Annotated in this window: 22 protein-coding genes and 1 pseudogene; 14 read left to right on the forward strand and 9 right to left on the reverse strand. The window is 31.5% G+C overall.

Annotation, left to right across the window (positions count from 1 at the left end; translation table 11 throughout):
- Positions 1 to 153: 153 nt before the first annotated feature.
- The 3 genes from GM3708_RS03690 to petC all read right to left on the reverse strand — a co-directional run bounded on the left by GM3708_RS03690 (position 154) and on the right by petC (position 2,994).
- Positions 154 to 1,200: a hypothetical protein gene (locus tag GM3708_RS03690; protein WP_066344224.1), complete on the reverse strand. Its 1,047-nt coding sequence runs from the start codon at positions 1,198 to 1,200 to the stop codon at positions 154 to 156.
- A 161-nt stretch (positions 1,201 to 1,361) separates the two neighbouring features.
- Positions 1,362 to 2,342: a cytochrome f gene (gene petA, locus GM3708_RS03695; protein WP_066344227.1), complete on the reverse strand. Its 981-nt coding sequence runs from the start codon at positions 2,340 to 2,342 to the stop codon at positions 1,362 to 1,364.
- Positions 2,343 to 2,454: 112 nt separating this feature from the next.
- A complete protein-coding gene (gene petC, locus GM3708_RS03700; RefSeq protein WP_066344228.1) occupies positions 2,455 to 2,994 on the reverse strand; it encodes a cytochrome b6-f complex iron-sulfur subunit in 540 nt (179 codons plus the stop codon).
- 229 nt (positions 2,995 to 3,223) lie between these two features.
- On the opposite strand from petC, the gene GM3708_RS03705 reads away from it, so the two are divergent.
- The 4 genes from GM3708_RS03705 to gmk all read left to right on the forward strand — a co-directional run bounded on the left by GM3708_RS03705 (position 3,224) and on the right by gmk (position 6,800).
- On the forward strand, positions 3,224 to 3,532 hold the full coding sequence (locus GM3708_RS03705; protein WP_066344229.1) for a DUF3067 family protein: 309 nt from the start codon (positions 3,224 to 3,226) through the stop codon (positions 3,530 to 3,532).
- Positions 3,533 to 3,680: 148 nt separating this feature from the next.
- A complete protein-coding gene (locus GM3708_RS03710; protein ID WP_066344230.1) occupies positions 3,681 to 5,702 on the forward strand; it encodes a GAF domain-containing SpoIIE family protein phosphatase in 2,022 nt (673 codons plus the stop codon).
- A gap of 170 nt (positions 5,703 to 5,872) precedes the next feature.
- Complete coding sequence (remA, locus tag GM3708_RS03715) at positions 5,873 to 6,124, forward strand: extracellular matrix/biofilm regulator RemA (protein ID WP_066344232.1); 252 nt, start codon at positions 5,873 to 5,875, stop codon at positions 6,122 to 6,124.
- 115 nt (positions 6,125 to 6,239) lie between these two features.
- On the forward strand, positions 6,240 to 6,800 hold the full coding sequence (gmk, locus tag GM3708_RS03720) for a guanylate kinase (RefSeq protein ID WP_066344234.1): 561 nt from the start codon (positions 6,240 to 6,242) through the stop codon (positions 6,798 to 6,800).
- Between the two features lie 31 nt (positions 6,801 to 6,831).
- On the opposite strand, the gene GM3708_RS03725 is transcribed toward gmk, so the two are convergent.
- The 3 genes from GM3708_RS03725 to dcm all read right to left on the reverse strand — a co-directional run bounded on the left by GM3708_RS03725 (position 6,832) and on the right by dcm (position 10,521).
- Positions 6,832 to 8,631 carry an ABC transporter ATP-binding protein gene (locus tag GM3708_RS03725; RefSeq protein ID WP_066344235.1) on the reverse strand — a complete coding sequence of 600 codons (1,800 nt, stop codon included), beginning with the start codon at positions 8,629 to 8,631 and terminating at the stop codon, positions 6,832 to 6,834.
- Between the two features lie 113 nt (positions 8,632 to 8,744).
- Positions 8,745 to 9,518 carry a BsaWI family type II restriction enzyme gene (locus tag GM3708_RS03730; protein ID WP_066344236.1) on the reverse strand — a complete coding sequence of 258 codons (774 nt, stop codon included), beginning with the start codon at positions 9,516 to 9,518 and terminating at the stop codon, positions 8,745 to 8,747.
- Positions 9,519 to 9,522: 4 nt separating this feature from the next.
- Positions 9,523 to 10,521 carry a DNA (cytosine-5-)-methyltransferase gene (gene dcm / locus GM3708_RS03735; protein ID WP_066344239.1) on the reverse strand — a complete coding sequence of 333 codons (999 nt, stop codon included), beginning with the start codon at positions 10,519 to 10,521 and terminating at the stop codon, positions 9,523 to 9,525.
- Between the two features lie 342 nt (positions 10,522 to 10,863).
- Here dcm and guaA point away from each other — a divergent pair, with 342 nt between their 5' ends.
- The 3 genes from guaA to pstS all read left to right on the forward strand — a co-directional run bounded on the left by guaA (position 10,864) and on the right by pstS (position 14,384).
- Positions 10,864 to 12,411 carry a glutamine-hydrolyzing GMP synthase gene (gene guaA, locus GM3708_RS03740; protein WP_173645033.1) on the forward strand — a complete coding sequence of 516 codons (1,548 nt, stop codon included), beginning with the start codon at positions 10,864 to 10,866 and terminating at the stop codon, positions 12,409 to 12,411.
- A 71-nt stretch (positions 12,412 to 12,482) separates the two neighbouring features.
- Positions 12,483 to 13,136, forward strand: a complete 654-nt coding sequence (gene msrA, locus GM3708_RS03745; RefSeq protein WP_066344242.1) for a peptide-methionine (S)-S-oxide reductase MsrA — start codon at positions 12,483 to 12,485, stop codon at positions 13,134 to 13,136.
- Between the two features lie 108 nt (positions 13,137 to 13,244).
- Positions 13,245 to 14,384, forward strand: coding sequence for a phosphate ABC transporter substrate-binding protein PstS (gene pstS, locus GM3708_RS03750; RefSeq protein ID WP_066344243.1), 1,140 nt, complete (start codon positions 13,245 to 13,247; stop codon positions 14,382 to 14,384).
- Positions 14,385 to 14,554: 170 nt separating this feature from the next.
- Here the strand turns inward: pstS and GM3708_RS03755 are convergent, their stop codons facing one another.
- Positions 14,555 to 15,259, reverse strand: coding sequence for a pirin family protein (locus GM3708_RS03755; RefSeq protein WP_066344244.1), 705 nt, complete (start codon positions 15,257 to 15,259; stop codon positions 14,555 to 14,557).
- Positions 15,260 to 15,450: 191 nt separating this feature from the next.
- Between GM3708_RS03755 and msrB the strand changes: the two genes are divergently transcribed.
- Both msrB and msrA (GM3708_RS03765) read left to right on the forward strand, forming a co-directional pair.
- Entirely contained in the window at positions 15,451 to 15,933 is a 483-nt protein-coding gene (msrB, locus tag GM3708_RS03760; RefSeq protein WP_066344245.1) for a peptide-methionine (R)-S-oxide reductase MsrB, read from the forward strand.
- 42 nt (positions 15,934 to 15,975) lie between these two features.
- Positions 15,976 to 16,647, forward strand: a complete 672-nt coding sequence (gene msrA, locus GM3708_RS03765) for a peptide-methionine (S)-S-oxide reductase MsrA (protein WP_066344247.1) — start codon at positions 15,976 to 15,978, stop codon at positions 16,645 to 16,647.
- Between the two features lie 48 nt (positions 16,648 to 16,695).
- Here the strand turns inward: msrA (GM3708_RS03765) and hemF are convergent, their stop codons facing one another.
- Positions 16,696 to 17,727, reverse strand: a complete 1,032-nt coding sequence (hemF, locus tag GM3708_RS03770; RefSeq protein WP_066344250.1) for an oxygen-dependent coproporphyrinogen oxidase — start codon at positions 17,725 to 17,727, stop codon at positions 16,696 to 16,698.
- 324 nt (positions 17,728 to 18,051) lie between these two features.
- Between hemF and GM3708_RS03775 the strand changes: the two genes are divergently transcribed.
- The 5 genes and pseudogenes from GM3708_RS03775 to GM3708_RS03795 all read left to right on the forward strand — a co-directional run bounded on the left by GM3708_RS03775 (position 18,052) and on the right by GM3708_RS03795 (position 23,789).
- A complete protein-coding gene (locus GM3708_RS03775; RefSeq protein WP_066344251.1) occupies positions 18,052 to 21,528 on the forward strand; it encodes an N-6 DNA methylase in 3,477 nt (1,158 codons plus the stop codon).
- Positions 21,518 to 21,751, forward strand: a pseudogene (locus GM3708_RS03780) (hypothetical protein). The gene GM3708_RS03775 and the pseudogene GM3708_RS03780 overlap by 11 nt, the downstream one beginning before the upstream one ends.
- Positions 21,752 to 21,755: 4 nt before the next feature.
- Positions 21,756 to 21,986: a hypothetical protein gene (locus GM3708_RS03785; RefSeq protein ID WP_066344252.1), complete on the forward strand. Its 231-nt coding sequence runs from the start codon at positions 21,756 to 21,758 to the stop codon at positions 21,984 to 21,986.
- A 239-nt stretch (positions 21,987 to 22,225) separates the two neighbouring features.
- Positions 22,226 to 23,284 (forward strand): magnesium-protoporphyrin IX monomethyl ester (oxidative) cyclase, encoded by a 1,059-nt coding sequence (acsF, locus tag GM3708_RS03790; protein ID WP_066344253.1) that lies wholly within the window; start codon positions 22,226 to 22,228, stop codon positions 23,282 to 23,284.
- A 142-nt stretch (positions 23,285 to 23,426) separates the two neighbouring features.
- Positions 23,427 to 23,789, forward strand: coding sequence for a helix-turn-helix transcriptional regulator (locus GM3708_RS03795; RefSeq protein ID WP_173644990.1), 363 nt, complete (start codon positions 23,427 to 23,429; stop codon positions 23,787 to 23,789).
- Between the two features lie 50 nt (positions 23,790 to 23,839).
- Here GM3708_RS03795 and GM3708_RS03800 read toward each other — a convergent pair whose 3' ends face one another.
- Positions 23,840 to 25,042 carry a bifunctional 2-polyprenyl-6-hydroxyphenol methylase/3-demethylubiquinol 3-O-methyltransferase UbiG gene (locus GM3708_RS03800; protein WP_066344256.1) on the reverse strand — a complete coding sequence of 401 codons (1,203 nt, stop codon included), beginning with the start codon at positions 25,040 to 25,042 and terminating at the stop codon, positions 23,840 to 23,842.
- Positions 25,043 to 25,074: the final 32 nt, after the last annotated feature.

Raw genomic sequence — 25,074 nt, forward strand, 5'->3', positions numbered from 1 at the left:
ACAAAAATTCTTAAATTTGCAAAAAATACATTGAAAAGATTTATATTGTGCATTTTCAGCGAAATTATAAAACAATTAGTTCTTTTGGTGAGGATTAATGCTGATGGCTAATAGCGACTTTAACCAATAATTTTGTATTTTATAAAGATAAGATTAAGATACATAACTGATCCAGATTAATACTAATATTGTTAAACCAAAAGTAAAAATTTGAAACCCTAAAAGCAGATGATCAAGTTGAGTAATTCGGGAATAATTTTCAGGATTGTCTTCTTTAACCCATTCCGCAGTTATAATCGCTTCTATGATAGATATAAAAATTAGAATATAAGTGATAACATAAATCTTATCAAGAAGAACGAGATAACCAACCTCAGGCAAAGAAGCAGAATAGCTTTGTTGAAGAAAAACAGCAGTTAATAAAGCTGTTACGGGTAAAGTAATTCGAGAGTCTATATTTTCGGGATTTAGTAATAAAGCTCCCCAACCTGTGGCAATCACAATAACAAGGGGTAAGAATAGTTTCCAAAGAAAAAAGCTGACGGGGCGAGATATATTTAATGAATATTGCAAAATAGAATTTTTAGTAGAATCGGTGAAGCGTGTATCGCCAAAATTAGTTTGATATTGACGAACCAAACTCAATAATTCAAAATCTTCAATTTTCCATCCTGGAAGGTTTAGGCTATCAGAATATCCAGATTGTTTTTGATCAGCAACATAAACTAATTGCTCTAGAGTATAAACTGAATTTTCTAATAAAATATCTAATTTTTCTCGATCTAAGGGATAATTTTCAAAAGATAACGGTTGAGTGAATCTACCTTCTATTCTTAATGCTTGATAAAAACTGCCATCTGGTAATTTCTGTATTTGTTCATAAACAGGGACTAATGTTGTTCCCCAATCTTCGACTCCGTTACTAAGTTCTAAATTTTCGATGGGATTAATTTTTCCTTTCCATTTAAACCAAACGTAAAAATCAGCATAGTAAGTATTACTAGAAGCATTGAGATCATATAAATTTATAATATAAATTCCCGTTTCTACTTGTTGAGCTTGAGATGGAATTTCTTTTAAAGGTATTGATTTTTGATAATTATTTGTAGATTTAGGAATACCTAATTGAATAAAGATAATAAATAAAGCAACGCTAACTATATAAATTATAAACTTGAAAGTACGAGGATTTATTTTCATTATTTTCATTCTTTGAGAATGTTATAACTATAACTAAGTAGATAAACAAAGTTATTTACAGTATTTCTTCTTGTAAATAAAATGATTTCTAGCTTTTTAATATCTCGAAAAAAAAGGAGGCTAAATAGCCCCCTAAATCCCAAAATAAGTAGGAAAGAATGTTAGAAATACATTCCAGCCTCTTGTACTTTTTCGATTTGTTTTTTCTTAAGTACTAAGAGAATCTGAGATAACATAATACCAGCGATGAACACTAATAACCATTGAATACGAGCAGGACTTTGTAAAACTACTTCAGTATCTTTTTGTCCAAAACCACCCACATTTGGATCGTTGGTTAAAGCCTCACCATTAGCTAGTTGTTGCCCTTCGGTAACAATTAATTGAGGACCAGCGGGAATTTCAACAGTACTAACATTGCCATCTTCAGCAGTAATAGTTACGGTATAAGCACCGCCTTCAACTTCAGTAACAGCAGTAACAATACCAGCAACAGGGGATTTGAATAAATTGTTGTTGCTTAGTACTCCAGTAGGATATATTTGTCCACGTCCTCTGTTAGCCCCTAGATGTACGGAGTATTTTCCATAGTGAATATTGGGGTTAGTAGCAGGATCAGGAGATAATACGGGGAAAATGATTTCTTCATAACTATCACCGGGTAAAGGACCAACAATCACCCAATTATCATGTTCTTGATTGTAACTTTGGAAATAAGCTCCGTTAACTTTTTCTCTTAATTCTTCGGAAATACGATCATCAGGAGCAATTTTAAAGCCATCGGGTAACATTAATACTGCACCAACGTTTAAACCACCTTTACTGCCGTCACCTAAAACTTGTTGAGCACTATGATCATAAGGAATTTTGACAACTGCTTCAAAAACGGTATCAGGTAATACGGATTGAGGAATTTCTACTTCAGCGGGTTTAGATGCTAAATGACAGTTGGCACAAACAATGCGTCCAGTGGCTTCACGAGGGGTTGCTGGTGCGGTTTCTTGCGCCCAAAAAGGGTAAGCATTAGCACTTTGAGGTAATACGATGTCACTAGCAAGGAATAAACAAATACTAGCAATGGCAACGAAGATAATTTTATTTATTTTTTGCGCCATATTTGTTAAAAAAGAATGATCTCTCATTGATATTTTTTACAGTTATTGAATTTTTAATTACAACGGAAATAGAAAATAAAAAATAATGTACAATTGGAACACAATTAATGATTAAAGTTCATTATCAATTATTCATTATTTAAGCCCACCAAGGATTTGAACCGTCACGGAAATCAGTTTCTTCCCAGTTGGTTAAAATTACTTTATCGTCAGTAACATCAGCATGAACTAATGCTAAAGATAATGGTGCAGGACCACGTACTACTTTCCCTTCGTTATTATATTGAGAACCATGACAAGGACAAATAAATTTATCTTCGGAGGCATTCCAAGGTACAACACAACCTAAGTGAGTACAAACAGCATTTATACCATAAGAAGCAATACTTTTATCTTCGGTGACAACTATATAAGTAGGATCACCTTTTAAGCCTTGAGCCAAAGTGCGATCGCCTGCTTGATGATTAGCTAAAAATTCACTAGCAACAATATCATTACCAAGTTTATCTTTAGCGGTTAAGCCACCACCAGCACCACCAGAGGATTTAGGAATAAAGTAGCTAACCACAGGATATAACGCTCCAGCGGCAACTCCCGTAATAGTACCAAATGTCAGTAAGTTCATGAACTGACGACGCCCCATATCAGGAACATCAGCGTTTCCAGAAATTTGTGTCATAACTAAATTAAATTATGTAATTGAATATTTTGGTTATGGTTTTACAATAAACTCAAGAACCTTTATGCTAAACAAGGTTAATAAAAGTCATTATCTAATTATTACAAAAAATGAACCTTTTGCAGAATCATTCCATCAATTTAAGAAAGTGGGGAGAACTTTTATCAAAAAACCAATATTTATCATTTTATAACCATATAGCTATTGTATCGTTTAATTCAAATTGATTATGACGGGAAAAGAGTTACAAGAATTGATTTTCCATAAATGGGGATGCTCTTATGATGCACAAGTATTACGCATTAAAGATAAGATTTATTTTCAAGTAATGTGGAAATATTTAGAACAAGCCTCCTTTCATTTTACTGAAACCGAATATCTTGAGCATTTAGAAGAAGTTGCTAACTATCTAAGGATTTGGGGAGTTATTGAGCAAGTGCAAAAGGGTATTTTAGAAGCTAAAAATCGCCCTCGTTTAGGTAAAGCTGTTAGTATTTCCTTAGATTTAGGAGAGCGTACTTCTGAGTGGATAATTTAAAAGCTCAAAACAAAAGTTATTCTTGAGTGTAGAAGTTGTTAAGATAAGATCAACTGGAGTTGATAAACATTTATCTCAAATTCAGTGATTTTACTTAGAAAAAATGATATGGTAAAAAATCTCTAATTAATAATCACCTCAGAAATTTATGTTCATAGATAATGAGCAATATCAAAAAAACTTAGTAACAAAAGTTAACGATTTAGAAGCTCAACTAAAAATAGCTCGTGATTATCAAACGGTTTTTGAAGCCGAGAAAGACTTATTCAATAGTTTAATGGGAATGCTTCCCTCTTTACAAACTAGCGGTTTTCCAGCCATGGGTAAATTATTAGATAATTGGATTGCTATTGCGGAATCTGCTGAAAATGGAAAAATTTTACAGTTAACACTACATCAGACAATGAAAATTGCCACGGAAGCAGTCAAAGCTGATAGTAGTAGTTTATTCATCTTCAATCATGAACAAGAAATTTGTTATAGTGTCAACATGACTAGTAATTGTCAATTGACAGCAACTCAAAATCCAGAAACTATCGATTTAGATGAAGGTTTACTGGATTGGGTGAGAAAAAATCGAAAGATATGTTTAATCAAAGATATAGAAAATGACCCTCGTTGGTATCATAAATCACCTCAATCTTCTGGCATTCGCTCAGTATTAAGTCTTCCTCTACTAGCAGAAGAACAATTATTTGCGATTATTACCCTCAATCATTCTGATGTAGATTATTTTCAGCCAGAAATGGTGCAACTCATTGAATTAACTGCTCAAACTATTACTTTTATTATTGAAATTGCGGCGATAAAAATTGAAAAAGCAACTTCGGAAATTCAGAAAAAACTTCTTGAAAATTTAGTGGAAGTAGCGCGATCGCCAATTAAAAAAGATTTACTAAAACAAACTATCAGTCAAATTCTTGATTTAGCCGTAGATATTACCCATGCACAAAAAGGTAGTATGTTTTTGTTAGAAAGAGGAGGAGAAAAAGTAGTTGACGCAATTTTATCTCGTCGAGAATTACCTGCTGATGTGAGGGCAAAATTAATCGGCATGGTATTTAAAGATGGTTTTGCTGGTTGGATTATCCGAAATAAAGAAGCTGGTTTAATTGTTGATATTGAAAATGATAATCGTTGGACAAAATTAGCTAACGATAATACCAACACAAGATCTGCCATTGGTGTACCTATTAAAAGAGGTAATTATATTTTAGGGGTAATTATTCTCGAACATCCTGAAGTCAATCATTTTAGTGGTGAAACCGTTAGTTTAATGCAAGTAACCGCAGATCAAATGGCATTAGTAATTGAAAATGCTTATTTATACTACGAAGTTCAACAATATGCTAGTACTTTAGATGAAGAATTACAAAAAGGTCGAGAAATGCAAAGAGATTTCTTACCAACAACAATAGTTCAACCTGAAAATTGGGAAATTGAAGCATTTTTAAATCCCGCTAAACAACTTTCTGGAGATTTTTATGATGTTTTCCCTATTGGTAATTATGTTGGCTTAGTCATTGCTGATGTTTGTGACAAAGGAGTCGGTAGTGCAATGTTTATGGCGTTAATGCGTAGCTTATTGCGTATTTTTGCTCGTAAAATTCAAACCCGTCAATTTGGAAGTGATTATTCTGCACAAACTGATTTTATATCTATTGCAGGTCAAGAAATTGATTTAGCTCAAATTGCACCTTTAGAAGCCATTAAATTCACTAACAATTATGTAGCTGATAATCATGGCAATACAAATATGTTTGCTACTATCTTTTTCGGTATTCTTAATCCTAATAACGGAGTATTGACTTATATTAATGGTGGTCATGAGCCGATTTTAATTTTAGATCAGTTTGGTATAAAAAAAGAGCTTGATTCAACAGGTGCGGCGGTAGGAATGATGACTAATATGAAGTTTACCATTGAACAAACCACTCTTGAACCGGGGGATATTCTTCTAGGTTATACCGATGGTGTAACAGATGGAAAAAATCCCGAAGGTAAATTATTTGGGAAGAAAAAATTAATAGAATTAATTCAAGGACAACCATTTAATTCTGCTACAGATTTACTTAATACGATCAAGGATAATTTGTTAGCTTATATTGGTGATGCTCCGCAATTTGATGATATTACTCTTTTGTCTGTAATGCGAAAAATTGATAACTAAAAATTTATTCAGCAGACTATGAACATAAAATATTTTATCTGTATTTATTGTACGTGATATTTCAGAATAAATAAGATTACTAGCAAAAAATAGCCATAAATCATTGTAAATCTCTATATTTAGCGATATGATGATAAATAAGTAGAAAATCTTAACTATCATCGGAATTTATGGATATTAAATTAATTAACATCGGTTTTGGTAATATTGTTACAGCTAACCGAGTTATTGCTATTGTAAGTCCAGAATCAGCCCCCATTAAACGTATTATTAGCGATGCTAGAGAAAAGGGTCTTTTAATTGATGCTACTTATGGCAGAAGAACTAGAGCAGTTATCATAACCGATTCGAGTCATGTTGTTTTGTCTGCTATTCAACCAGAAACCGTAGCTAATCGATTTGTTACCCATGTAGAAAAATAGACTTCTAACTGAAGTTCGGTAACAGCTAATAGGTAATGATAATAAGAATTGATTATTTCTGCTTCTATATTTATTGTATTTTTTATTTTGCAAGAGGTCTATTAAAATCACCGTCATGAGTCAAGAAGGTAAATTAGTCGTAATTACCGGACCTAGCGGAGTCGGAAAAGGTACGATTGTTAAATCATTATTGGCAAAAAATCCAGAAATTTTCTTGTCAATTTCGGCGACAACTCGCTCTCCTCGTCAGGGAGAAGTTGATGGTAAAGACTATTATTTTTTGTCTCATGTTCAATTTGAGGAGATGATAAATAATTCTGAATTATTAGAATGGGCTGAGTATGCAGGAAATTACTATGGCACACCAAAAAAACCTGTCCTAACACAAATCACAGAGGGTAAAATTGTTGTTTTAGAAATTGAGGTTGTTGGGGCAAATCAAGTTAAAGAAAGTTTTCCTACCGCCACCAGAATTTTTATATTACCTCCTTCTGTGAATGAATTAGAAAAACGATTGAGAGGTAGAGGTACAGATGTTGATGAAATAGTTACAAAACGTTTGATTAAAGCTAAAGAAGAATTAGCTGTTAGTCATGAGTTTGATTATCAGATTATTAATGATACCTTAGAAGAAGCGGTCGCCGATGTTGAACAGACCATTAAAAATCTCATATAGTTAGATTACTGTCTTAATAAGTTTTTTGTAATTAGCTTTCCGTAGTAGCCAACATTTGTAACTTATATAAACTAGAGTATAATCCATTTTGTATAAGTAATTGATCATGACTGCCCGATTCGATTAATTCTCCATGTTTTAATACCAAAATTTTATCCACATTGCGAATGGTTGAAAGACGATGAGCGATAATAATAGCAGTCTTATTAACTAAAAGTTTATCTAAGGCTTGTTGAGTATCTGCTTCAGTAGCAACATCTAAACTTGAAGTGGCTTCATCCAACACAAGTATATTAGGATTACGAATGGCGACTCTAGCAAAGGCTAAAAGTTGTTTTTGCCCACCAGAAAGATTTGCTCCTCTTTCTCTTAATTGAGTATCATATCCTTGGGGTAATTGATTGATAAATTTATCAATATTGGTAATTTCGGCGGCTTGTTTTATTTTTTCAAAGGAATATTCTTCTCCTAGAGTGATATTACGTTTCACGTCACCAGCAAAGATAAAACTTTCTTGTAAAATTACACCAATATGACTTCTTAATTCTTTTTGATTAATGTCTTTGATGTCAATACCGTCAACTAAAATTCTCCCTTTTGTTGGTTCATATAAACGACATAATAAACGAATTATAGAACTTTTTCCCGCACCTGTAGGACCTACTAAAGCAACTTTTTCTCCTGGTTTAATGGTAAAGTCAAGATTTTTTAAGACATATTCATCAGGTTTATAAGCAAACCAAACATTTTCAAATTTTATTTCGCCAATTTGTTGATTTTCTTGATCGATATTAAAGCTAATATTATCTTCACGATCTTTAATTTCTAAAGGAATACTCATCAATTCAGTAATTCTTTCAATAGCAGTAAATCCCGATTGAAACATGGTAAATTTATCCGCAAATTGACGCAAAGGATCGAATAATCTTTGAGAATAAAGAATAAAAGCTGACAATATCCCAAATGTTAGTTTATCCTCTAAAATAAATAATCCTCCTACCCATAATACTCCTGCGATCGCCACTAAAGAAATCCATTCTAAAGTAGCAGATACTGCGGAGTCATGAAAAATGGTTTTATCAATGGCTTTTAAGTATCTATAATTAACATTACGGAACATTTCACTATTATATTTTTCTCGTCGAAATAATTGCACGATATTAATACCCACAACATTTTCCTGCAACATAGAGTTAAGTAAAGACAATTCTTCCCTTGCCGCATAATTTGCAATACGATATTGTTTTTGAAAATAGATAATTAAAGCTGTGACAGGAATCAACATTAATACCAACATAGAAGCCAACTGCCATTGAAGAGAAAACATTGTCAAAATAATAACTAAAATAGAAACTAAATCACTAAGAATACCAATTGCACCTGTAGCAAAAACGTCTCCTAATGCTTCCACATCATTAGTAATTCTTGTTACCAATTTTCCGACGGGAGTTTTATTAAAAAAATTAGACCCTAAAGAAGTAACATGATTAAATAAATCTTCTCGAATAAATGCTGTTATTTCTTGTCCGACTTTTTGTACTAAAAATCCTTGCCACGCTTGAAAAATAGTTCTAATAATAATAGTTAAAAGTAAAATAAAAGCTAATACATTTAATCCATTAGAGACAGAATAAGATTTTAAAAATGACCATGTAGGTTCATTTCTTAACAGTGAGATTGCTTGTCCTACAAGAAGAGGTTGAACTGCACCTGCTAAAGATAAAGGAATTAATAAAATTAAAGAAATTAATAAAATAGAGGAATTTCGTTTAGCATAAGGGGCAATTTTTAACAGTAATCCCCAATCATTTTCTTTGACATTTATCTGCATTTTTATATAGTAATTTTATGATAATGAGTAAGTTTATAATAACATTTTTTTAAAATTAAATTTTAAAAAGAATTTCAGATAAATTTTAGATCATTAATTAGATAATAATTTGACTAAAATATATCATTAACGAAATCAATTAAAGTTGACATCGTAGTAATAAAAGAAGGTAATTTTTCTGTTATATTTTTAGCAATAAAAGACTTATCAAAAAATTTTAACATTCCTCTTTGTTGAGGGTTATTAATTTCATCATAAAAATTAATCGTAGCAAAGCATATTTTAGGCAATGTTTTGGCATTATAAGAAATATCATATTTATCTTTAACTGAGCAATCATTAGACATCGCTATTTCCATTAATAATTTCCATTTATAAGTTTGTGAGGCTCTTTCTCTTAAGGAAGTTTTTAAGGATAAAATTAAACATTGATCCAGTATATTATTAGCATTAAGAGAATAAATAACTAAATCACAATCTGGTTTTTGGGTTTCATCACCAATATAAATAGTAGCAATATCTTTAAATCCTTCAATCAAAGAAAGTTGACTAGTAATAAAAATATTTTTCTTAATATTGTCTATTATTTTATTCTGTAAAAATATATAAATTACTGCAAAAGGAAAAGTATTCCCCACCACACTTTTACTAGCCTGTTTTTTATCTTTTATAACACCTTCTTTTAGTCTATTTTCTAACATTAAATCAACTTCATTATGGGCTTCAGTAATGATTGTATATAACTCATTAAAAACTAACTTAAACCCTTCTTTTTTATCTTTAAAATTAACAATAAAATCATCAATTCTTGATAAAGTAGGCTGCATATAATAAGTATTTTTAATTTTCTTTAATTCTTTAGTTTCTTGGCTATTTAATTGATACATTATATTAAAAAGTAAAGGATAATTCTAATTGTTGAACTTTTGAATAATTTTGAGTTATAAACTCAGGATAATTTAAAGATTTAATCATCTCTTTAGCAATTTCTTTTACAATAGGTACAGCCACAGAATTTCCAAATTGTTTATAAGCTCTAGTGTCACTAACATTTATTTTAAAATCATCAGGAAAACCTTGTAATCTTGCACATTCTCTAGGAGTTAATCGCCTTGGATTTTTGTTTATTTGAGGTATTAAAATTTCTGAACCATCTTTATAATACCTAGCACTTAGGGTGCGTGTTTTCCCTTTTAAATCAACTAAACCAAAACCAAAACCGTTACCCTTTTCTTTATGTTTTTGTGCATAATTTTGTAAATATTGCCAAAGATGATCACTTAAAGTATATTTGTTATCAATATTTGACTCTAAGATGTCTTCTATATTTATCTCCACAGGATTTATTTGAGGAAATGTAAACTTTATTGGTTGTTTAAAACCAACTAAAAAAATTCTTTTACGATGTTGAGGAAGAAGTAAACTAGAATCTATAACCTGATAATAAAGGTAGTATCCCAATTCTTGGGTTAAAGTTTTTTCTATCGTCCTAAAAGTTTTACCTTTATCATGACTGAGAAGATTTTTAACATTTTCCAACAAAAAAGCTTGAGGCGATTTATCTCTTAAAATTCTAACAATTTCAAAAAATAAAGTACCTTGAGTTGAATGATTAAAACCATGGGGATTACCTAGAGAATTATGTTTAGAAACTCCAGCAATACTGAAAGGTTGACAAGGAAAACCACCTGTTAAAATATCATGGTCAGGAATATCTTTTGAAAGAATTTTTTGTATATCACCAGCAGGAATGTGTCCAAAATTATCATAATAAGTTTGCTGAGAAAATTTATCCCATTCCGAAGCAAAAATACATTCACAACCTAATGATTGAAAAGCTAATCTAAACCCTCCTATTCCTGCAAATAAATCAATAAATTTTAGTGACATTTACTATTAACCAATTTGAGTAATTAGAGATATTTTAAAATCTGATATTCATCTTATCATAGTTATTTATTATGACTAAAAAATCATCTTAAAGTTAGCCTATGAAGAAGAGTTAATTTGATTCAATACTCTTTATTCTTTGTATAAGAGTACAATATTTAGCATATAATAAAATCAGACCTAGTTTTCTTAAACTGATAAGATTTTTTGTAGGTCAGAAGATGTTAAAATATCGTCATCAATACATTAAAGTAAGTACCCGTGACTATAGCAGATACTATCCCCACCAAAGCACAAGATATAGATACTGACATTGATTCTAGCATTCATATTCAACGTCAAATGATCGTCATTCTCGATTTCGGTTCTCAATATTCCGAATTAATCGCCCGTCGCATCCGAGAAACAGAGGTTTATTCTGAGGTTATTTCTTATCGTACTACTGCAGAAAAATTAAGAGAAATTAATCCTAAAGGCATTATTCTTTCAGGTGGTCCTAGTTCAGTTTATGACGATCATGCTCCTGTTTGTGATCCTGAAATTTGGCAGTTAGGCATTCCCGTGTTAGGAGTCTGTTATGGAATGCAGTTGATGGTCAAACAGTTAGGTGGTAAGGTCGAAAGGGCAAAAAGAGGTGAATATGGTAAGGCTTCTTTACACATTGACGATCCCACAGATTTACTTACCAATGTAGAACAGGGATCAACTATGTGGATGAGTCACGGAGATTCTTGTACGCAGTTACCTGATGGTTTCAAAATTCTAGCCCATACTGATAATACCTCTTGTGCGGCGATCGCAGAACATAAACAAAAACTTTTCGGTGTGCAGTTCCATCCTGAAGTAATTCATTCGGAATATGGTACGGCTCTAATCCGAAATTTTGTCTATCATATTTGCGTTTGCGAACCTACGTGGACAACAAAAACTTTTGTAGAAGAGTCCATTAAAGAAATTCGTGCTAGAGTGGGTGATAAAAGAGTATTATTAGCATTGTCTGGTGGTGTTGATTCTTCTACCCTTGCCTTTTTACTCCATGAAGCCATAGGAGATCAACTTACTTGTATGTTCATAGATCAAGGTTTCATGCGTAAAGGTGAACCAGAAAGACTTGTAGAGCTTTTTGATCAACAGTTTCATATTAATGTCGAATATGTTAATGCTAGGGAAAGATTCTTAGAAAAATTAAAAAACATTACAGATCCTGAAGAAAAACGTCGTTTAATTGGACACGAATTTATCCAAGTATTTGAGGAAGAATCTAATCGTTTAGGACCATTTGACTTTTTAGCCCAAGGTACATTATACCCCGATGTGATCGAATCTGCTGATACCAATGTTGATCCGAAAACAGGAGAAAGAGTTGCCGTCAAAATCAAAAGTCATCACAACGTTGGAGGTTTACCTAAAAACCTGCGCTTCAAATTAGTCGAGCCTTTGCGGAAATTATTTAAAGATGAAGTACGTAAAGTAGGTAGATCAATCGGCTTACCAGAAGAAATTGTATCTCGTCATCCCTTTCCTGGACCTGGTTTAGCTATTCGTATATTAGGGGAGGTTACTTCTGAAAAATTAAATATTCTTCGAGATGCTGATTTTGTTGTTAGAGATGAAATCAAAAAATGGGATATGTACCATGATTTTTGGCAAGCATTTGCAGTATTACTACCCGTTAGAAGCGTTGGTGTAATGGGTGATCAACGAACCTATGCTTTTCCTATAGTCTTGCGTTTAATTACTAGTGAAGATGGTATGACTGCAGATTGGGCAAAACCACCTTATGATTTATTAGAAGCGATTTCTAATCGTATGGTTAATGAGGTGAAAGGGGTTAATCGTGTGGTTTATGACATCACCTCGAAACCCCCAGGTACTATTGAATGGGAGTAAATAATTAATAATTAACAATTAACAAGCAAAATTTTTGTAGCACAGTATAAAATTATTACTAATTACTTATTATGTTTTTATTTGGACTCGGAGACAAAAAATTAACCTTACCAACTCCAACCGAAGCCTTACCCGGAAGAAGCAATAAAATGCCAATTCCCAAACAGCATTATATTAACGGTAATCCCATGACTCCCCCCTATCCTGAAAAAATGGAAATGGCTATGTTTGGGATGGGTTGTTTTTGGGGTGCGGAAAAAAAATTTTGGTTACTAGAAAAAGGTATTTATATCACTGCTGTAGGTTATGGGGCTGGTTTTACCCCAAATCCTACCTATGAAGAAGTTTGTAGTGGTAGAACAGGTCATAATGAAGTGGTTTTAGTAGTTTTTGACCCCACTATTATCTCCTATGAAACTCTTTTAAAAGTATTCTGGGAAAATCACGATCCAACTCAAGGTATGCGTCAAGGAAATGATAAAGGGACTCAGTATCGTTCAGGTATTTATACTTATTCTGAAGAGCAACAAATTCTAGCGGAAAAATCAAGAATTTTATTTCAATCGGAATTAAAGAAAGCTGGTTATGGTGAAATTACTACGGAAATTATCCCCGCCCCTGAATTTTATTTTGCGGAAGGTTATCATCAACAATACCTAGGAAAAAATCCTAATGGTTATTGTGGTTTAGGTGGCACAAAAGTTTGTTGCCCTGTTTTAAATTAAAATATTGAATTTGATTTGTGTTTAAGAGTTATTGACTAAAAAAGTCATGACTATATTATTATTTAAACCTGAATACTATAATTTTAAACACAAACTAGAAATATTTTTATGACAAACAATAATATTAAATTTATTCAAATTTTATCAGCCTTAGCCTTGATGTTAAACTTAACTGCTTGTGGTGAAACTAAAACACCTAATAGCACTGAACCTACACAGGGAAGTCAAACTCAAGGAGAAGGGACATCTATTACTTTACCTTTTGAAAATACAGTAATTTTAAATGGTGCTGGTGCAACGATTACCGCTCCCTTATATGAAAACTGGTTTCAAGGCTTAAATCAAAAAGTGCCGAAATTAGAAGTTAATTATGAATCTGTTGGTAATGTTATTGGAGTAGAAAAATTTATTGCTGATAGTGTTGATTTTGGTGCTAGTTACGTAGCTATGACTGATGAAGAAATGGCAAGGGTAAATAAGGGAGTTCTTCTTTTACCTGTAACGGCTGGGGCAATTGTTTTTACTTATAATTTACCCGGAGTCGAAAGTTTACAATTAAGTAGGGAAACTTATGTTGATATTGCTTTAGGAAATATTACTAACTGGAATGATCCCAAAATTGTAGCTGACAATCCAAATGTAACTTTGCCTGATAAACCAATTATTTTTGTTCATCGTGCTGATGGAAGTGGTACTACTGAATTTTTTACTAAACATTTATCTTCTATTAATGAACAATGGAAAACGAAAGTTGGAGAAGGGAAGATTGTTAAATGGGGTGTTAATGGCGGTAAACTATTAGCCGCTCAAGGTAATGAAGGGGTTATTGAAAATATTAAAAATAATGAAGGTTCTATTGGGTATGTAGAATTTAGTTATGCTCAAAAAGATCAACTTCCCATGGTTGCCATTGAGAATAAAACTGGTAAATTTATTGTACCCAGTCAAGAAACTGGTTTTAAAACATTAGAGAATACTCCGTTAGCCGGAGATTTACGCACTTTTATTACAGATCCTGAAGGAGAAAACTCTTATCCTATTGTTGCTTATAATTGGATTTTAGCTTATCAAAAATATGATGATCCTAATAAGGCGATCGCCATGGAAGCGATGATTCAATATGCTTTAACCGAAGGTCAAAAAATCGCTCCATCTCTTGGTTTTATTTCTTTGCCTCCTAATGTCATCGAAAAAGTTGCCACAGTAGCAGATAATATTACTCCTGATTATACTATCAAGATTAAATAAAGAAATCAAACTATATCAATCCTACTATGGGACTTGTCAGAATTAGACTCTCCTAAACCCCCTAAAAAAAGGGGGAATACTAACCTAAATTTCTCACAAATGATTTAGTACTACTATAGAATCATTTTTTAATCTTTAATTATTCACAAATGATTTAGGTTTACTATAGCTTAAGATTTAAAGTGAAATAACAAAAATTCTGTGTCGTTTTCAAGTGATATTAAATTCAGTTTATCTTCTTCATTGATTGCCACTCCATCACCAGTTTTTATGTTGTTTCCGTTAATATTTAATTCTCCTTTAACTATTTGAATCCAACCATAATCTCTCGATTTTAATTCATAGTTAATTATTTCTTCATTATTCAGAATACACCCAAATAAATCCATATTTTGATGAATTATTAATGAGTTTTCTTTACCATCATTAGAAGCTAATAAACAAAGTTTACCTTTTTTATCTTGTTGAGAAAATGATTTTTGTTCATAACCGGGAGTTAAATTTTTATGATCAGGAGTAATCCAAATTTGTAATAAATGTACTGATTCCTCATTAGAATGATTATACTCACTATGGCGAATACCTGTTCCTGCCGTCATTCTTTGCACTTCTCCCGCAGGAATTGTTTCTGTATTACCAATACTGTCTTTATGTTCTAATTCTCCTTCTATCACATAGGTAACAATTTCCATATCTTTATGACCATGAGTACCAAAACCCTGACCCGGTGCGATAATATCTTCATTAATCACTAATAAATTACCAAAGCCCATATATTTGGGATCATAATAATTACCAAAAGAAAAAGTATGCTTTGTATCTAGCCAACCAAAATTTATATTTCCTCTTTCTGCTGATGGACGAACAGTAATCATTTTTTTTACCTCTAATTAGATGATATTTCTAACTATAACAATCTCATTTAAAATTTGATTTCAAGTTTTATCTACTTTTCTTATACGGTAATCAGCAATTATTAATGAAAAATTAATTTTTAAGTTCAATTACTTGGTTAAAATATAATCATTATTCAAATTATTTTCAAACTTTATCATCAATAATATTTATGAAAAGACGTACTTTTTTATCTATAACTATCTCAACTATTTCTTTTTTTTTCGGAATAAAAGAAGTTAAATCGGCAGAAAATAAACCCAAAAAAATATCTTTATCTAATACCCAATGGCAAAAAAAATTAACTCCTCAACAATATCAAGTTTTAAGAAAAGAAGCCACGGAAAAACCTTTTTCTAGTGCTTTAAACGAAGAAAAAAGACAAGGTATCTATGTTTGTGCTGGTTGTGAACTTCCTTTATTTAATTCTAATACTAAATATAATAGTGGCACTGGTTGGCCAAGTTTTTTTGATACGATTACCGATGCCATTGAAACCAAAAGAGATTTTAAATTAGTAATTCCACGCACTGAATATCATTGTGCTAGATGTGGTGGTCATCAAGGTCATGTATTTAATGATGGTCCAAAACCCACAGGAAAACGTTATTGCAATAATGGGATCGCTTTAAAATTTATTCCTAAAAATACTTAACTAAAAAATATTAAATTCTTTTTAAGAATTCATTAAATCATTATGTTTTTATTATTTATTATCTTTTTTTCATTGTTTTCTTTTATTTATTTATCCAAAAAAATTGCTATTAATTTACAAAGTTTAAGTAAATTTAGCACAGTATTCTTCATCATAATTTTTATTATCGTAACACCCTTTGCTCATGCCAATACTGACAAAATTGAAAAAGCAACTTTTGCAGGAGGTTGTTTTTGGTGTATGGAATCACCTTTTGACGAAATGAAAGGAGTTTTATCTACAACATCTGGCTATACAGGAGGAAACGTCAAAAATCCTACCTATAAACAAGTGAGTAACGGTAAAACTGGTCATACAGAAGCGGTAGAAATAAAATATGACAGTAAACTGGTTAATTATAGTCAATTATTGACGGTTTTTTGGAAAAATATAGATCCTACCGTTCAAAATAGACAATTTTGTGATGTAGGGAATCAATATCGTAGTGGCATTTTTTATCACAACGAAACACAAAAAAAATTAGCTCAAGAAACTAAGCAAAAAGTCGAAAAACAACTTAAAAAAAAGATTTTCACGGAAATAAAACCTGCGAGTAATTTTTATGTCGCAGAAGACTATCACCAAGATTATTACAAAAAAAATCCTCTTTTATACAAATATTATCGTTACCGTTGTGGCAGAGATCAACGATTAAAAGAAATTTGGGGAAATTAAGTAGGGGTGAATACCATTCACCCAACTCCTAAAATTTTTTTACTTTAGTTATTTTAAGTTCAAATTTGTCCAATCTTGAGGCTGTAAAAAATATTCAGTTAATCTGGCTTCTTTGCTTCCAGCCTCTGGTTTATAGCCATATTCCCAACGGGTTAAAGGTGGTAATGACATTAAAATTGATTCTGTGCGCCCGTTAGTTTGTAAACCAAAAATTGTTCCTCGATCATAGACTAAGTTAAACTCTACATAGCGCCCCCGACGATATAATTGAAAATTGCGTTCTTTTTCCCCATATTCCATCTTATTACGACGCTCAACAATGGGAATATAAGAAGCTAAGAAAGCATTACCGCAACTTTGGGCAAAATTGAACAAATCTTCCCAATTATGAGACATTTTACCCACTTTTTCACTATATTGATTAGCTAATCCATTTTGATCTGAGCCACCATAAAGAATACCACGATTGTCTTGATAGTCAAAGAAAATTCCACCAATGCCTCTGGCTTCCTGACGATGTTTTAAGTAAAAATATTCATCACACCAGCGTTTAAATGTAGGATAATATTCGGGATTATGGCGATCACACGCTTGTTTTAATGTAGTATGAAAATGAATAGCATCTTCCTCGAAACCATAGTAAGGAGTTAAATCAGCACCACCGCCAAACCACCAGACAGGACCAGCTTCAAAATAGCGATAATTGAGGTGTACTGTTGGTACATAAGGATTTTTAGGGTGCAATACCATAGAAGTGCCTGTAGCATAAAAACTATGACCAGCGGCTTCAGGGCGTTGGATTAAAATAGAAGGGGGTAAAGTATCGCCCCAAACTTCGGAAAAGTTAACGCCACCTTGCTCAAATACGCCACCGTCACAGATTACTCTTGTGCGTCCACCGCCGCCTTCTTCTCTTTGCCAATTATCTTCTTGAAATTTAGCCTTACCATCTATTGCTTCTAAACCTTGACAAATGTTATCCTGTAATGTTTTAACAAATTCTCTCGCTTTTTCTCTGGCATTGTTAGGAGGCAAACTATTATTAACGACTCCTTTTTGTTGAATTATTACACTGGTCATAGTTTTTTGATGTTTTTTTGTTCTTTTTTACATATTAATAACTATATAGTGATTAAATAATTATTGCCAAGATAACTTATTAAAACTTAATATTTCATATATATTTAAAGAAATGTTATTCTAAGTAGCTGTATAAGTAATCATGCAAATTTCATTGTATAAAGGTAATGGGTTTAAACCGATTGTTATCATAGCTTTGAGAAAAATATACAAAAAATTTTGTTTACATACTTACTAAAGGATAAATCTTTTACTATTAGCCAATAAAGATATTTTTGGTGACATTTTGTCTTAAAATAAAAGAAAAATAATTACCTTTTATTTATGACTATCTCCTTTATTTTGAAAGATTCTAATTATAAATTATCTCAATTTACCACCGATGAAATAGCAGATTTAGAAAGCTCTATTTTTCTTAAACAAACGGCAAAAAGTAGTAATTATTATATTAATTGTTTAGTCAGAAAAAAAGACATTCAACTTAAACCAGAAGAAGTTATTAGACAGTTATATTTAAGGGTTTTATATCAGCGTTATAGTTATCCTTTTTCTCGTATGGAAGTAGAATATTCCGTTTCTTTTGGTAGAGAAAAAAAGAAAGCTGATATAGTCATATTCGATCAAGATAAGCCCACCATTCCCTATATAATTATCGAATTAAAAGCACCGAAATTAAAAGACGGAAAAGATCAACTCAAATCCTATTGTAACGCTACAGGTGCGCCGATAGCCGTGTGGACAAATGGAGATCAAATTTCATTTTATCAGAGAAAAGATCCTAATTATTTTGAAGATATAACCGATATTCCTAATGTTAATCAAACCTTAGCGGATATATTAAATGAAAAATTTACCCTCGAAGATTTAGTTAAAAAAGATAAATTAGTCACTGAAAAAAAATCCTTAAAAAACTTAATTGAAGAATTAGAAGACGAAGTTTTAGCAAACGCAGGTGTTGATGTATTTGAAGAAGTATTTAAACTCATTTTTACTAAACTTTATGATGAATGGTTATCAGGAAAAGGTAACAATAAAAATACCCGTTGTTTAGAATTTAGAAACACTGGGCAAACCGAAACCGCCCTCAAAAATAAGATTCAAAAACTCTTTGATGATGCCAAGAAAAAATGGGAAGGGGTATTTAGTGAAGAGAGCAAAATTACCCTTACTCCTTCTCACTTATCTGTCTGTGTTTCCTCCCTCGAAAATGTCAAGTTGTTTAACTCTAATTTAGATGTAGTTGATGAGGCTTTTGAGTATCTAATTAATAAGAGTAGTAAGGGAGAAAAAGGGCAGTTTTTTACTCCTCGATATGTTATCGATATGTGTGTGAAAATGCTTAACCCAAAAGAAGACGAATTTATGATTGACACCGCCGCAGGTTCATCGGGTTTTCCTGTACATAGTATCTTCCATGTGTGGAAACAAATTTTAGAAGATGTGGGTATTTCTGCGAGTCATTTATTCTCTTTAGAAGATAAGCCTTATCGATGCACAAAATACGTTGAAGAAAAGGTTTTCGCTATTGATTTTGACGAAAAAGCGGTGCGAGTTGCCCGTACTTTAAACCTAATTGCAGGGGATGGAGAAACGAACGTTTTACATCTTAATACCCTCGATTTTGATAGGTGGGATGACTGGATAAAACAAGAGGATTGGATTGATATTTATAATCAAGGTTTTAAGCGTTTAAAGAAATTGCAAAAAGAGAAAAATAGTTATCAACAATTCAATTTTGATGTGTTAATGGCTAACCCTCCTTTTGCTGGTGATATTAAGGAAAGTCGTCTTATCCAAAAGTATGATTTATCGGTAAAAGATAACGGTAAAAGACAAACTAAAATGGGGCGGGATATTCTCTTTATTGAGCGCAATTTAGACTTCCTTAAACCGGGGGGAAGAATGGCGATCGTACTACCTCAAGGTAGGTTTAATAATTCTTCTGATAAATATATCCGTGATTACTTAGCGCAAAGATGTCGAATTTTAGCGGTAATTGGTTTACATGGCAACACTTTTAAACCCCATACTGGCACGAAAACTTCCGTTTTATTGGTGCAAAAATGGGATGATATTTTATGCCCAAAAGTGGAGGATTATAATATCTTTTTCGCTACTATGCGCAAATCTGGTAAGGATAATTCGGGAGAAAAAATCTATAGTAAAAATAGCAATGGTGAATTTATTTTAGATAGTCATAATCACTTAATTGTTGAACATGATTTATTTAACCATGATGGATTAACAGAAAATGGAATAGCAGAAGCGTTTATGGAATTTGCGAAAAAGGAGGGTTTAAGTTTTTTTGATTTAAGCCTATCTATTAACAGTTTTGATGCGGTTAAATATCAGCAATTAATGGATAGGCTAGAAGCAGTTGAATTAAAATTAAGTGAGGTTTTAAATAATAATCAAGTTGTGAGATTAGATTCGGAATATTTTAAAAAAGATTATTTATTTAGTGAAGTTTTGATTAAAAATAGAAACTGGCATTTTTTAGGTAAAATAATAAAAAGTGTTAAAAGTTTCGGTGCATATTCACTATATAATAGTATTGATTATTGTGCTAAAGGAATACCTTTTTTGCGTTGTGTAAATGTTAAAAATAATCAGGTAAATTTTTCTGATGTATTATATATTGATCAAGAGTCTCATCAGCTTTTATGGAAATCAGAAATAAAACCTAAAATGGTATTATTAACCATGTCTGGTAGTGCTGGTAATGTAGCAATAGCTGAAGAAACATGGACTTATCCTATTAATTCCAATCAAGACATAGCAAAAATAGATTGTTCTGATCAAGTAAATCCTTATTATTTATATAGTTTTTTTATCACAAAATACGGATTAAATCAAATTCAAAGACAATTAGTTGGTAGTGTTCAACAACATATTCTTTTATGGCAAATAGACAAATTAATTATTCCTATTTTTTCAAATGCTTTTTATGATTTGGTTGAGCAAATAGTTGTTAAATCTCAAAAAATTATGAATAATTCAAAACAACTTTATCAAGAAGCAGAGGAGTTATTATTAACAGAATTAGGGTTAAAAGATTGGCAACCAACGGAACATAATATCACAGTAAAAAGTTTTTCATTATCCTTTGTCAATTCAGGGCGTTTAGATGCGGAATATTATCAACCTAAATATGATCAAGTTATTAGTCAAATTAAAGACTATAAACAAGGCTTTGATTTACTGTCAAAAATCTGTAAATTATATGATCAAAATTTTACACCTACAGAAGATAAAGAGTATAAATATATAGAATTATCAAATATTGATAATAATGGACAAATTAGTGATTCTACCATTGATTACGGCTTAAATTTACCAACAAGAGCCAGAAGATTAATAAAAGCAAATCAAGTAATTATTTCATCTATAGAAGGTTCATTAGATAAATGTGCTATTGTTAGTGATAGATTTCATGAATCTATTTGTTCAACTGGTTTTTATGTTATTGATTCACCAATAATTAATAGTGAGACTTTATTAGTTTTATTTCGTTCAAATTTAATGCAGTTACAATTAAAACAAGGTTGCTCAGGTACAATTTTAACGGCTATAAATAAAAATGCTTTTAATTCTAATATTTTACCTTTAATTGCTCAAAGAATACAAATACAAATTAAAAAGAAAATTGAAGGAATGGGATTAGCTATTCAACAATCAAAAGAGTTATTAGAGATAGCAAAAAAAGGAGTTGAAAAAGCCATAGAAAGTGAGGAAGAAACAGCAATAAAATGGATTAATAAGGAGTTAGAGAAAATGGGAGTAAAATATAGTGAATTTTGAGATTATTGGTACGATAAAAAATATAGAAATTATTGCGGTTAATAACTCCATTCGAGATTTAAAGAGATTAAAAAAGTTTTATGGAGGACAAAGATGGTGAAAATTAAAAGGAATAGGTACTATAGTCTTAAAAAACGGTAATATTTATCAAGCTGAGTTACATTGGTATGAAGCTCATGGAATTGGCAAAAAAGAGATTAAAATTAAAACTATTTTGGAGTAAAGATATGTTAAATAATAATCAAAAAAAAATCGCAATTTGTATAAAAAATGATGATTATTTAGCTAGTTTGGAAATTAGAAAAATATATCAAGTTTTACCTGATGAAAAAGCACAACAATTAAATATGCTGAGAATAATTGATGAATCGGAGGAAGATTATTTATATCCTGCTAGTTATTTTGTTGTACTAGAATTACCAGAAGTTGCTCAAAAATTATTTGCAGAAGTTAGTTAATTATTTAATATAAAAATGCCTCTCCCAATTCTGTTATCTAAACTAAATAAAAAAATAATTGCTACAGATTTATTTCTTTGCGAGAATTAATTAATAGTTTGTAGTAAACCCTAAAGGGTTTTTTGTAAAGGCTAAAGCCATTACTACTCACCTCAGTTAAGTAATGTAACGATTGTTGCTAACTATCGCTATAGTAAATAAAATAATAAAAAGGAATATAGCTATTAAGTGATAAAACAATGACTGCTACAGCAATTAAACCCAGTATCAAAAAAACCTCTGTTAAAGAAACTCTCCTTACCCCTAGATTTTATACCACGGATTTTGATGCCATCGCCAAAATGGATTTATCCCTTCAAGAAGAAGAATTAAAAGCGATGATTGCGGAAATGAAAACTGATTATAATCGTAACCACTTTGTTAGAGATGAAGATTTTGAAAAAAACTGGGATGGTATTGATGGAAAAAATCGTGAGGCTTTTATAGATTTTCTTGAACGCTCTTGTACTTCTGAATTTTCAGGATTTATCCTTTTTAAAGAATTATCTCGTCGTTTAAAAGAGAGTAACCCCATTTTGGCGGAGATTTTTCATTTAATGGCAAGGGATGAAGCACGTCATGCAGGTTTTATTAATAAAGCGATGAGTGATTTTAATATTTCTTTGGATTTAGGTTATTTAACCAAACATCGGGTTTATACTTTTTTTAAGCCCGAATGGGTAATTTATGCGGTGTATTTATCAGAGAAAATAGGTTACTGGCGTTATATATTGATGTATCGTCATTTAGAGCGTAATCCTGAATATCAATTTTATCCTATTTTCAAAAAGTTTGAGCATTGGTGTCAAGATGAAAGTCGTCATGGGGATATTTTTAATGCTTTATTGCGATCGCAGACTTCTATGTGGAAGGGATGGAAAGCTAAATTATGGTCAAGATTTTTCTTGCTATCAGTTTTTGCGACTCATACCTTAACAGTCCATGAAAGAGCCGATTTTTATACTTCCGTAGGATTAGATACTCAACAATATGATCGTGAAGTTACTATCAACACTAATAACACAGCCGCTAAAGCCTTTCCTGTCATTTTAGATACCAATCACCCTAAATTTTTTCCTCGTTTAGAAAAATGTTCTGACTATAATTTACAAATGTCAAATATCGATCAAAATATTAATAATAAATTGGTTAAATTTTTCCGTAAATTACCTTTACAAATTGCGATTTTTTGGAATTTATTATGTCTATATTTGATTAAACCTATTGAAACAGAAGAATTAAGAGGAGTTGTACGTTAATAAATTAATAAGTAATAAGTAATGAGAGGAAAAATTTTTTTCAAAACTACAATAGAAGAACAAATTTTAACTTCATACTTAAAGAGATTGGGAAAAAGTACAAGAACTAAGTAAAATATAGATGTTAATTATCTCTAGTTCTATGACTGTAGTTCAATCTGTACCACCTGAAATTCTCGAACAAGTAGCGGAATATTTTAATATATTAAGCAATCCCATGCGTTTGCAAATTTTAAATTTATTAGGAGATGGAGAAAAGTGTGTACAAGAATTAGTGGAAAATACCAAAACCAGTCAGGCAAATGTTTCTAAACATCTCAAAATAATGTTACAGGCAGGAATTATTAATCGTCGTGCCGAAGGCACCTCTGCTTATTATTATGTAGAAGACTCTCTTATTTTTGAGTTATCTCATCTTGTCTGTAATCGTTTAGCAGATAAGATTGAAAAACAAGCACTTCAATTTCGTAATTTTAGCCTCGCTAAAACCGTAAGTAATGACTAACTAAAAATTAGATAATTTGTCTATAGTTGTTAATTGTTAATGATTAATTATTAATTAATAACTAACATTATTAATTGTTTTTTGATAAGTAATCGAACTTGATCTAAAGTAAAATTAGTTTGAGAGAAAATATCTCCTACCGTTAAATTTTCTGAAGGATTTTTAGCACAATATTGCATAAAAGAAAATTCATCATCATCGATAGTTATAGGTTGAAATTGATAGTTAAATAAACTTTTGCTCTCCCAACCTAGCATACAAGGATTTAATTCTGGTTTTGCTTTTTTTAATAAATTATTATCTTCCCAATTTTGTCTTACTAAAGGCGGTTTTCCCAAGAAAAATTCATAATGAGTGGTATTATCAGGATCAAGTAATTCTATCAAACGGTAACGTTGTTGATCTGTTAAATTTTTTGCTCGATTAATTAAGTCTTGATTTTTGCCAATTAACCTCTCTAATTGCCATGACTCAGGGTTAGAAAAACCAATAAATTCTAAACCAGAAACAGCGATGAATTTAAACAAAGTATTGATATTATAGTCAACCTCTTGAGGATGCACATACATATCTGCAAAACATTCGTCTCTTTGATTTTCCCATTGCCAACGTTGTTTCTCTTTAGTAACTAGGCGGTTATTTTCAGGTAAGGTTGCAAAAATTTCCCTACCAACTTTCACCCCGTCAACATAATCATCTCGCTTATCACCTTGTAATAAAGCAATGGCTTTTTGCATCAATTGAATTTCCCATCTACCTAACTCTCCATAGACAAAAATGTGCATAATGCCGCCTTCGGCTAACTTTTCCGCTATTGCTTTAATGCCGATTTCAGGCTCTGGTAAATGATGTAATACACCGACACAGTTAATTAAATCAAAACTTCCCTCTAAAGTATTAACAGATTCAAGAGGAAGTTGTTTAAAAGTAATTGTACCTTGAAAATTATTTAATACTCCCGATTTTTCCAGCCGTTTTTGTGCCGTAGCTAAGGCATTTTCACTAATATCAATAGCAACAATATCCGCCGTAGGATTATGCAATAGTAAATATTCTGTACCAGAACCTGTACCACAACCAGCATCCAAAATACGAATTTTTTCTTTTTGAGGCTTCATTCCCGTACAAAAATTATAAGCAGATTGGTAATGCCAACGCCAATTATAACCCGGAGGTGGTTCATCTAATAATGGATCTGGAGGAAAAGGATACGTGTTATAAAGTTTTTGAACGGCTTTTCTAACTTCTGACATTTTAATAGTTAATATAATGGTATTTTATCTCT

The sequence above is a fragment of the Geminocystis sp. NIES-3708 genome, from assembly GCF_001548095.1.
GTDB lineage: Bacteria > Cyanobacteriota > Cyanobacteriia > Cyanobacteriales > Cyanobacteriaceae > Geminocystis.

Excerpts from the sequence above, each read along its gene's own strand:
- msrA (WP_066344242.1), top strand. The coding sequence starts at position 12,483 with ATGTTTTTATTTGGACTCGGAGACAAAAAATTAACCTTACCAACTCCA.
- gmk (WP_066344234.1), top strand. The coding sequence starts at position 6,240 with ATGAGTCAAGAAGGTAAATTAGTCGTAATTACCGGACCTAGCGGAGTC.
- msrA (WP_066344247.1), top strand. The coding sequence starts at position 15,976 with ATGTTTTTATTATTTATTATCTTTTTTTCATTGTTTTCTTTTATTTAT.
- GM3708_RS03705 (WP_066344229.1), top strand. The coding sequence starts at position 3,224 with ATGACGGGAAAAGAGTTACAAGAATTGATTTTCCATAAATGGGGATGC.
- GM3708_RS03755 (WP_066344244.1), bottom strand. The coding sequence starts at position 15,259 with ATGATTACTGTTCGTCCATCAGCAGAAAGAGGAAATATAAATTTTGGT.
- dcm (WP_066344239.1), bottom strand. The coding sequence starts at position 10,521 with ATGTCACTAAAATTTATTGATTTATTTGCAGGAATAGGAGGGTTTAGA.
- hemF (WP_066344250.1), bottom strand. The coding sequence starts at position 17,727 with ATGACCAGTGTAATAATTCAACAAAAAGGAGTCGTTAATAATAGTTTG.
- GM3708_RS03730 (WP_066344236.1), bottom strand. The coding sequence starts at position 9,518 with ATGTATCAATTAAATAGCCAAGAAACTAAAGAATTAAAGAAAATTAAA.
- GM3708_RS03775 (WP_066344251.1), top strand. The coding sequence starts at position 18,052 with ATGACTATCTCCTTTATTTTGAAAGATTCTAATTATAAATTATCTCAA.
- GM3708_RS03725 (WP_066344235.1), bottom strand. The coding sequence starts at position 8,631 with ATGCAGATAAATGTCAAAGAAAATGATTGGGGATTACTGTTAAAAATT.
- GM3708_RS03785 (WP_066344252.1), top strand. The coding sequence starts at position 21,756 with ATGTTAAATAATAATCAAAAAAAAATCGCAATTTGTATAAAAAATGAT.
- GM3708_RS03800 (WP_066344256.1), bottom strand. The coding sequence starts at position 25,042 with ATGTCAGAAGTTAGAAAAGCCGTTCAAAAACTTTATAACACGTATCCT.
- petA (WP_066344227.1), bottom strand. The coding sequence starts at position 2,342 with ATGAGAGATCATTCTTTTTTAACAAATATGGCGCAAAAAATAAATAAA.
- acsF (WP_066344253.1), top strand. The coding sequence starts at position 22,226 with ATGACTGCTACAGCAATTAAACCCAGTATCAAAAAAACCTCTGTTAAA.
- msrB (WP_066344245.1), top strand. The coding sequence starts at position 15,451 with ATGAAAAGACGTACTTTTTTATCTATAACTATCTCAACTATTTCTTTT.
- GM3708_RS03795 (WP_173644990.1), top strand. The coding sequence starts at position 23,427 with ATGACTGTAGTTCAATCTGTACCACCTGAAATTCTCGAACAAGTAGCG.
- pstS (WP_066344243.1), top strand. The coding sequence starts at position 13,245 with ATGACAAACAATAATATTAAATTTATTCAAATTTTATCAGCCTTAGCC.
- remA (WP_066344232.1), top strand. The coding sequence starts at position 5,873 with ATGGATATTAAATTAATTAACATCGGTTTTGGTAATATTGTTACAGCT.
- petC (WP_066344228.1), bottom strand. The coding sequence starts at position 2,994 with ATGACACAAATTTCTGGAAACGCTGATGTTCCTGATATGGGGCGTCGT.
- GM3708_RS03690 (WP_066344224.1), bottom strand. The coding sequence starts at position 1,200 with ATGAAAATAAATCCTCGTACTTTCAAGTTTATAATTTATATAGTTAGC.
- guaA (WP_173645033.1), top strand. The coding sequence starts at position 10,864 with ATGATCGTCATTCTCGATTTCGGTTCTCAATATTCCGAATTAATCGCC.
- GM3708_RS03710 (WP_066344230.1), top strand. The coding sequence starts at position 3,681 with ATGTTCATAGATAATGAGCAATATCAAAAAAACTTAGTAACAAAAGTT.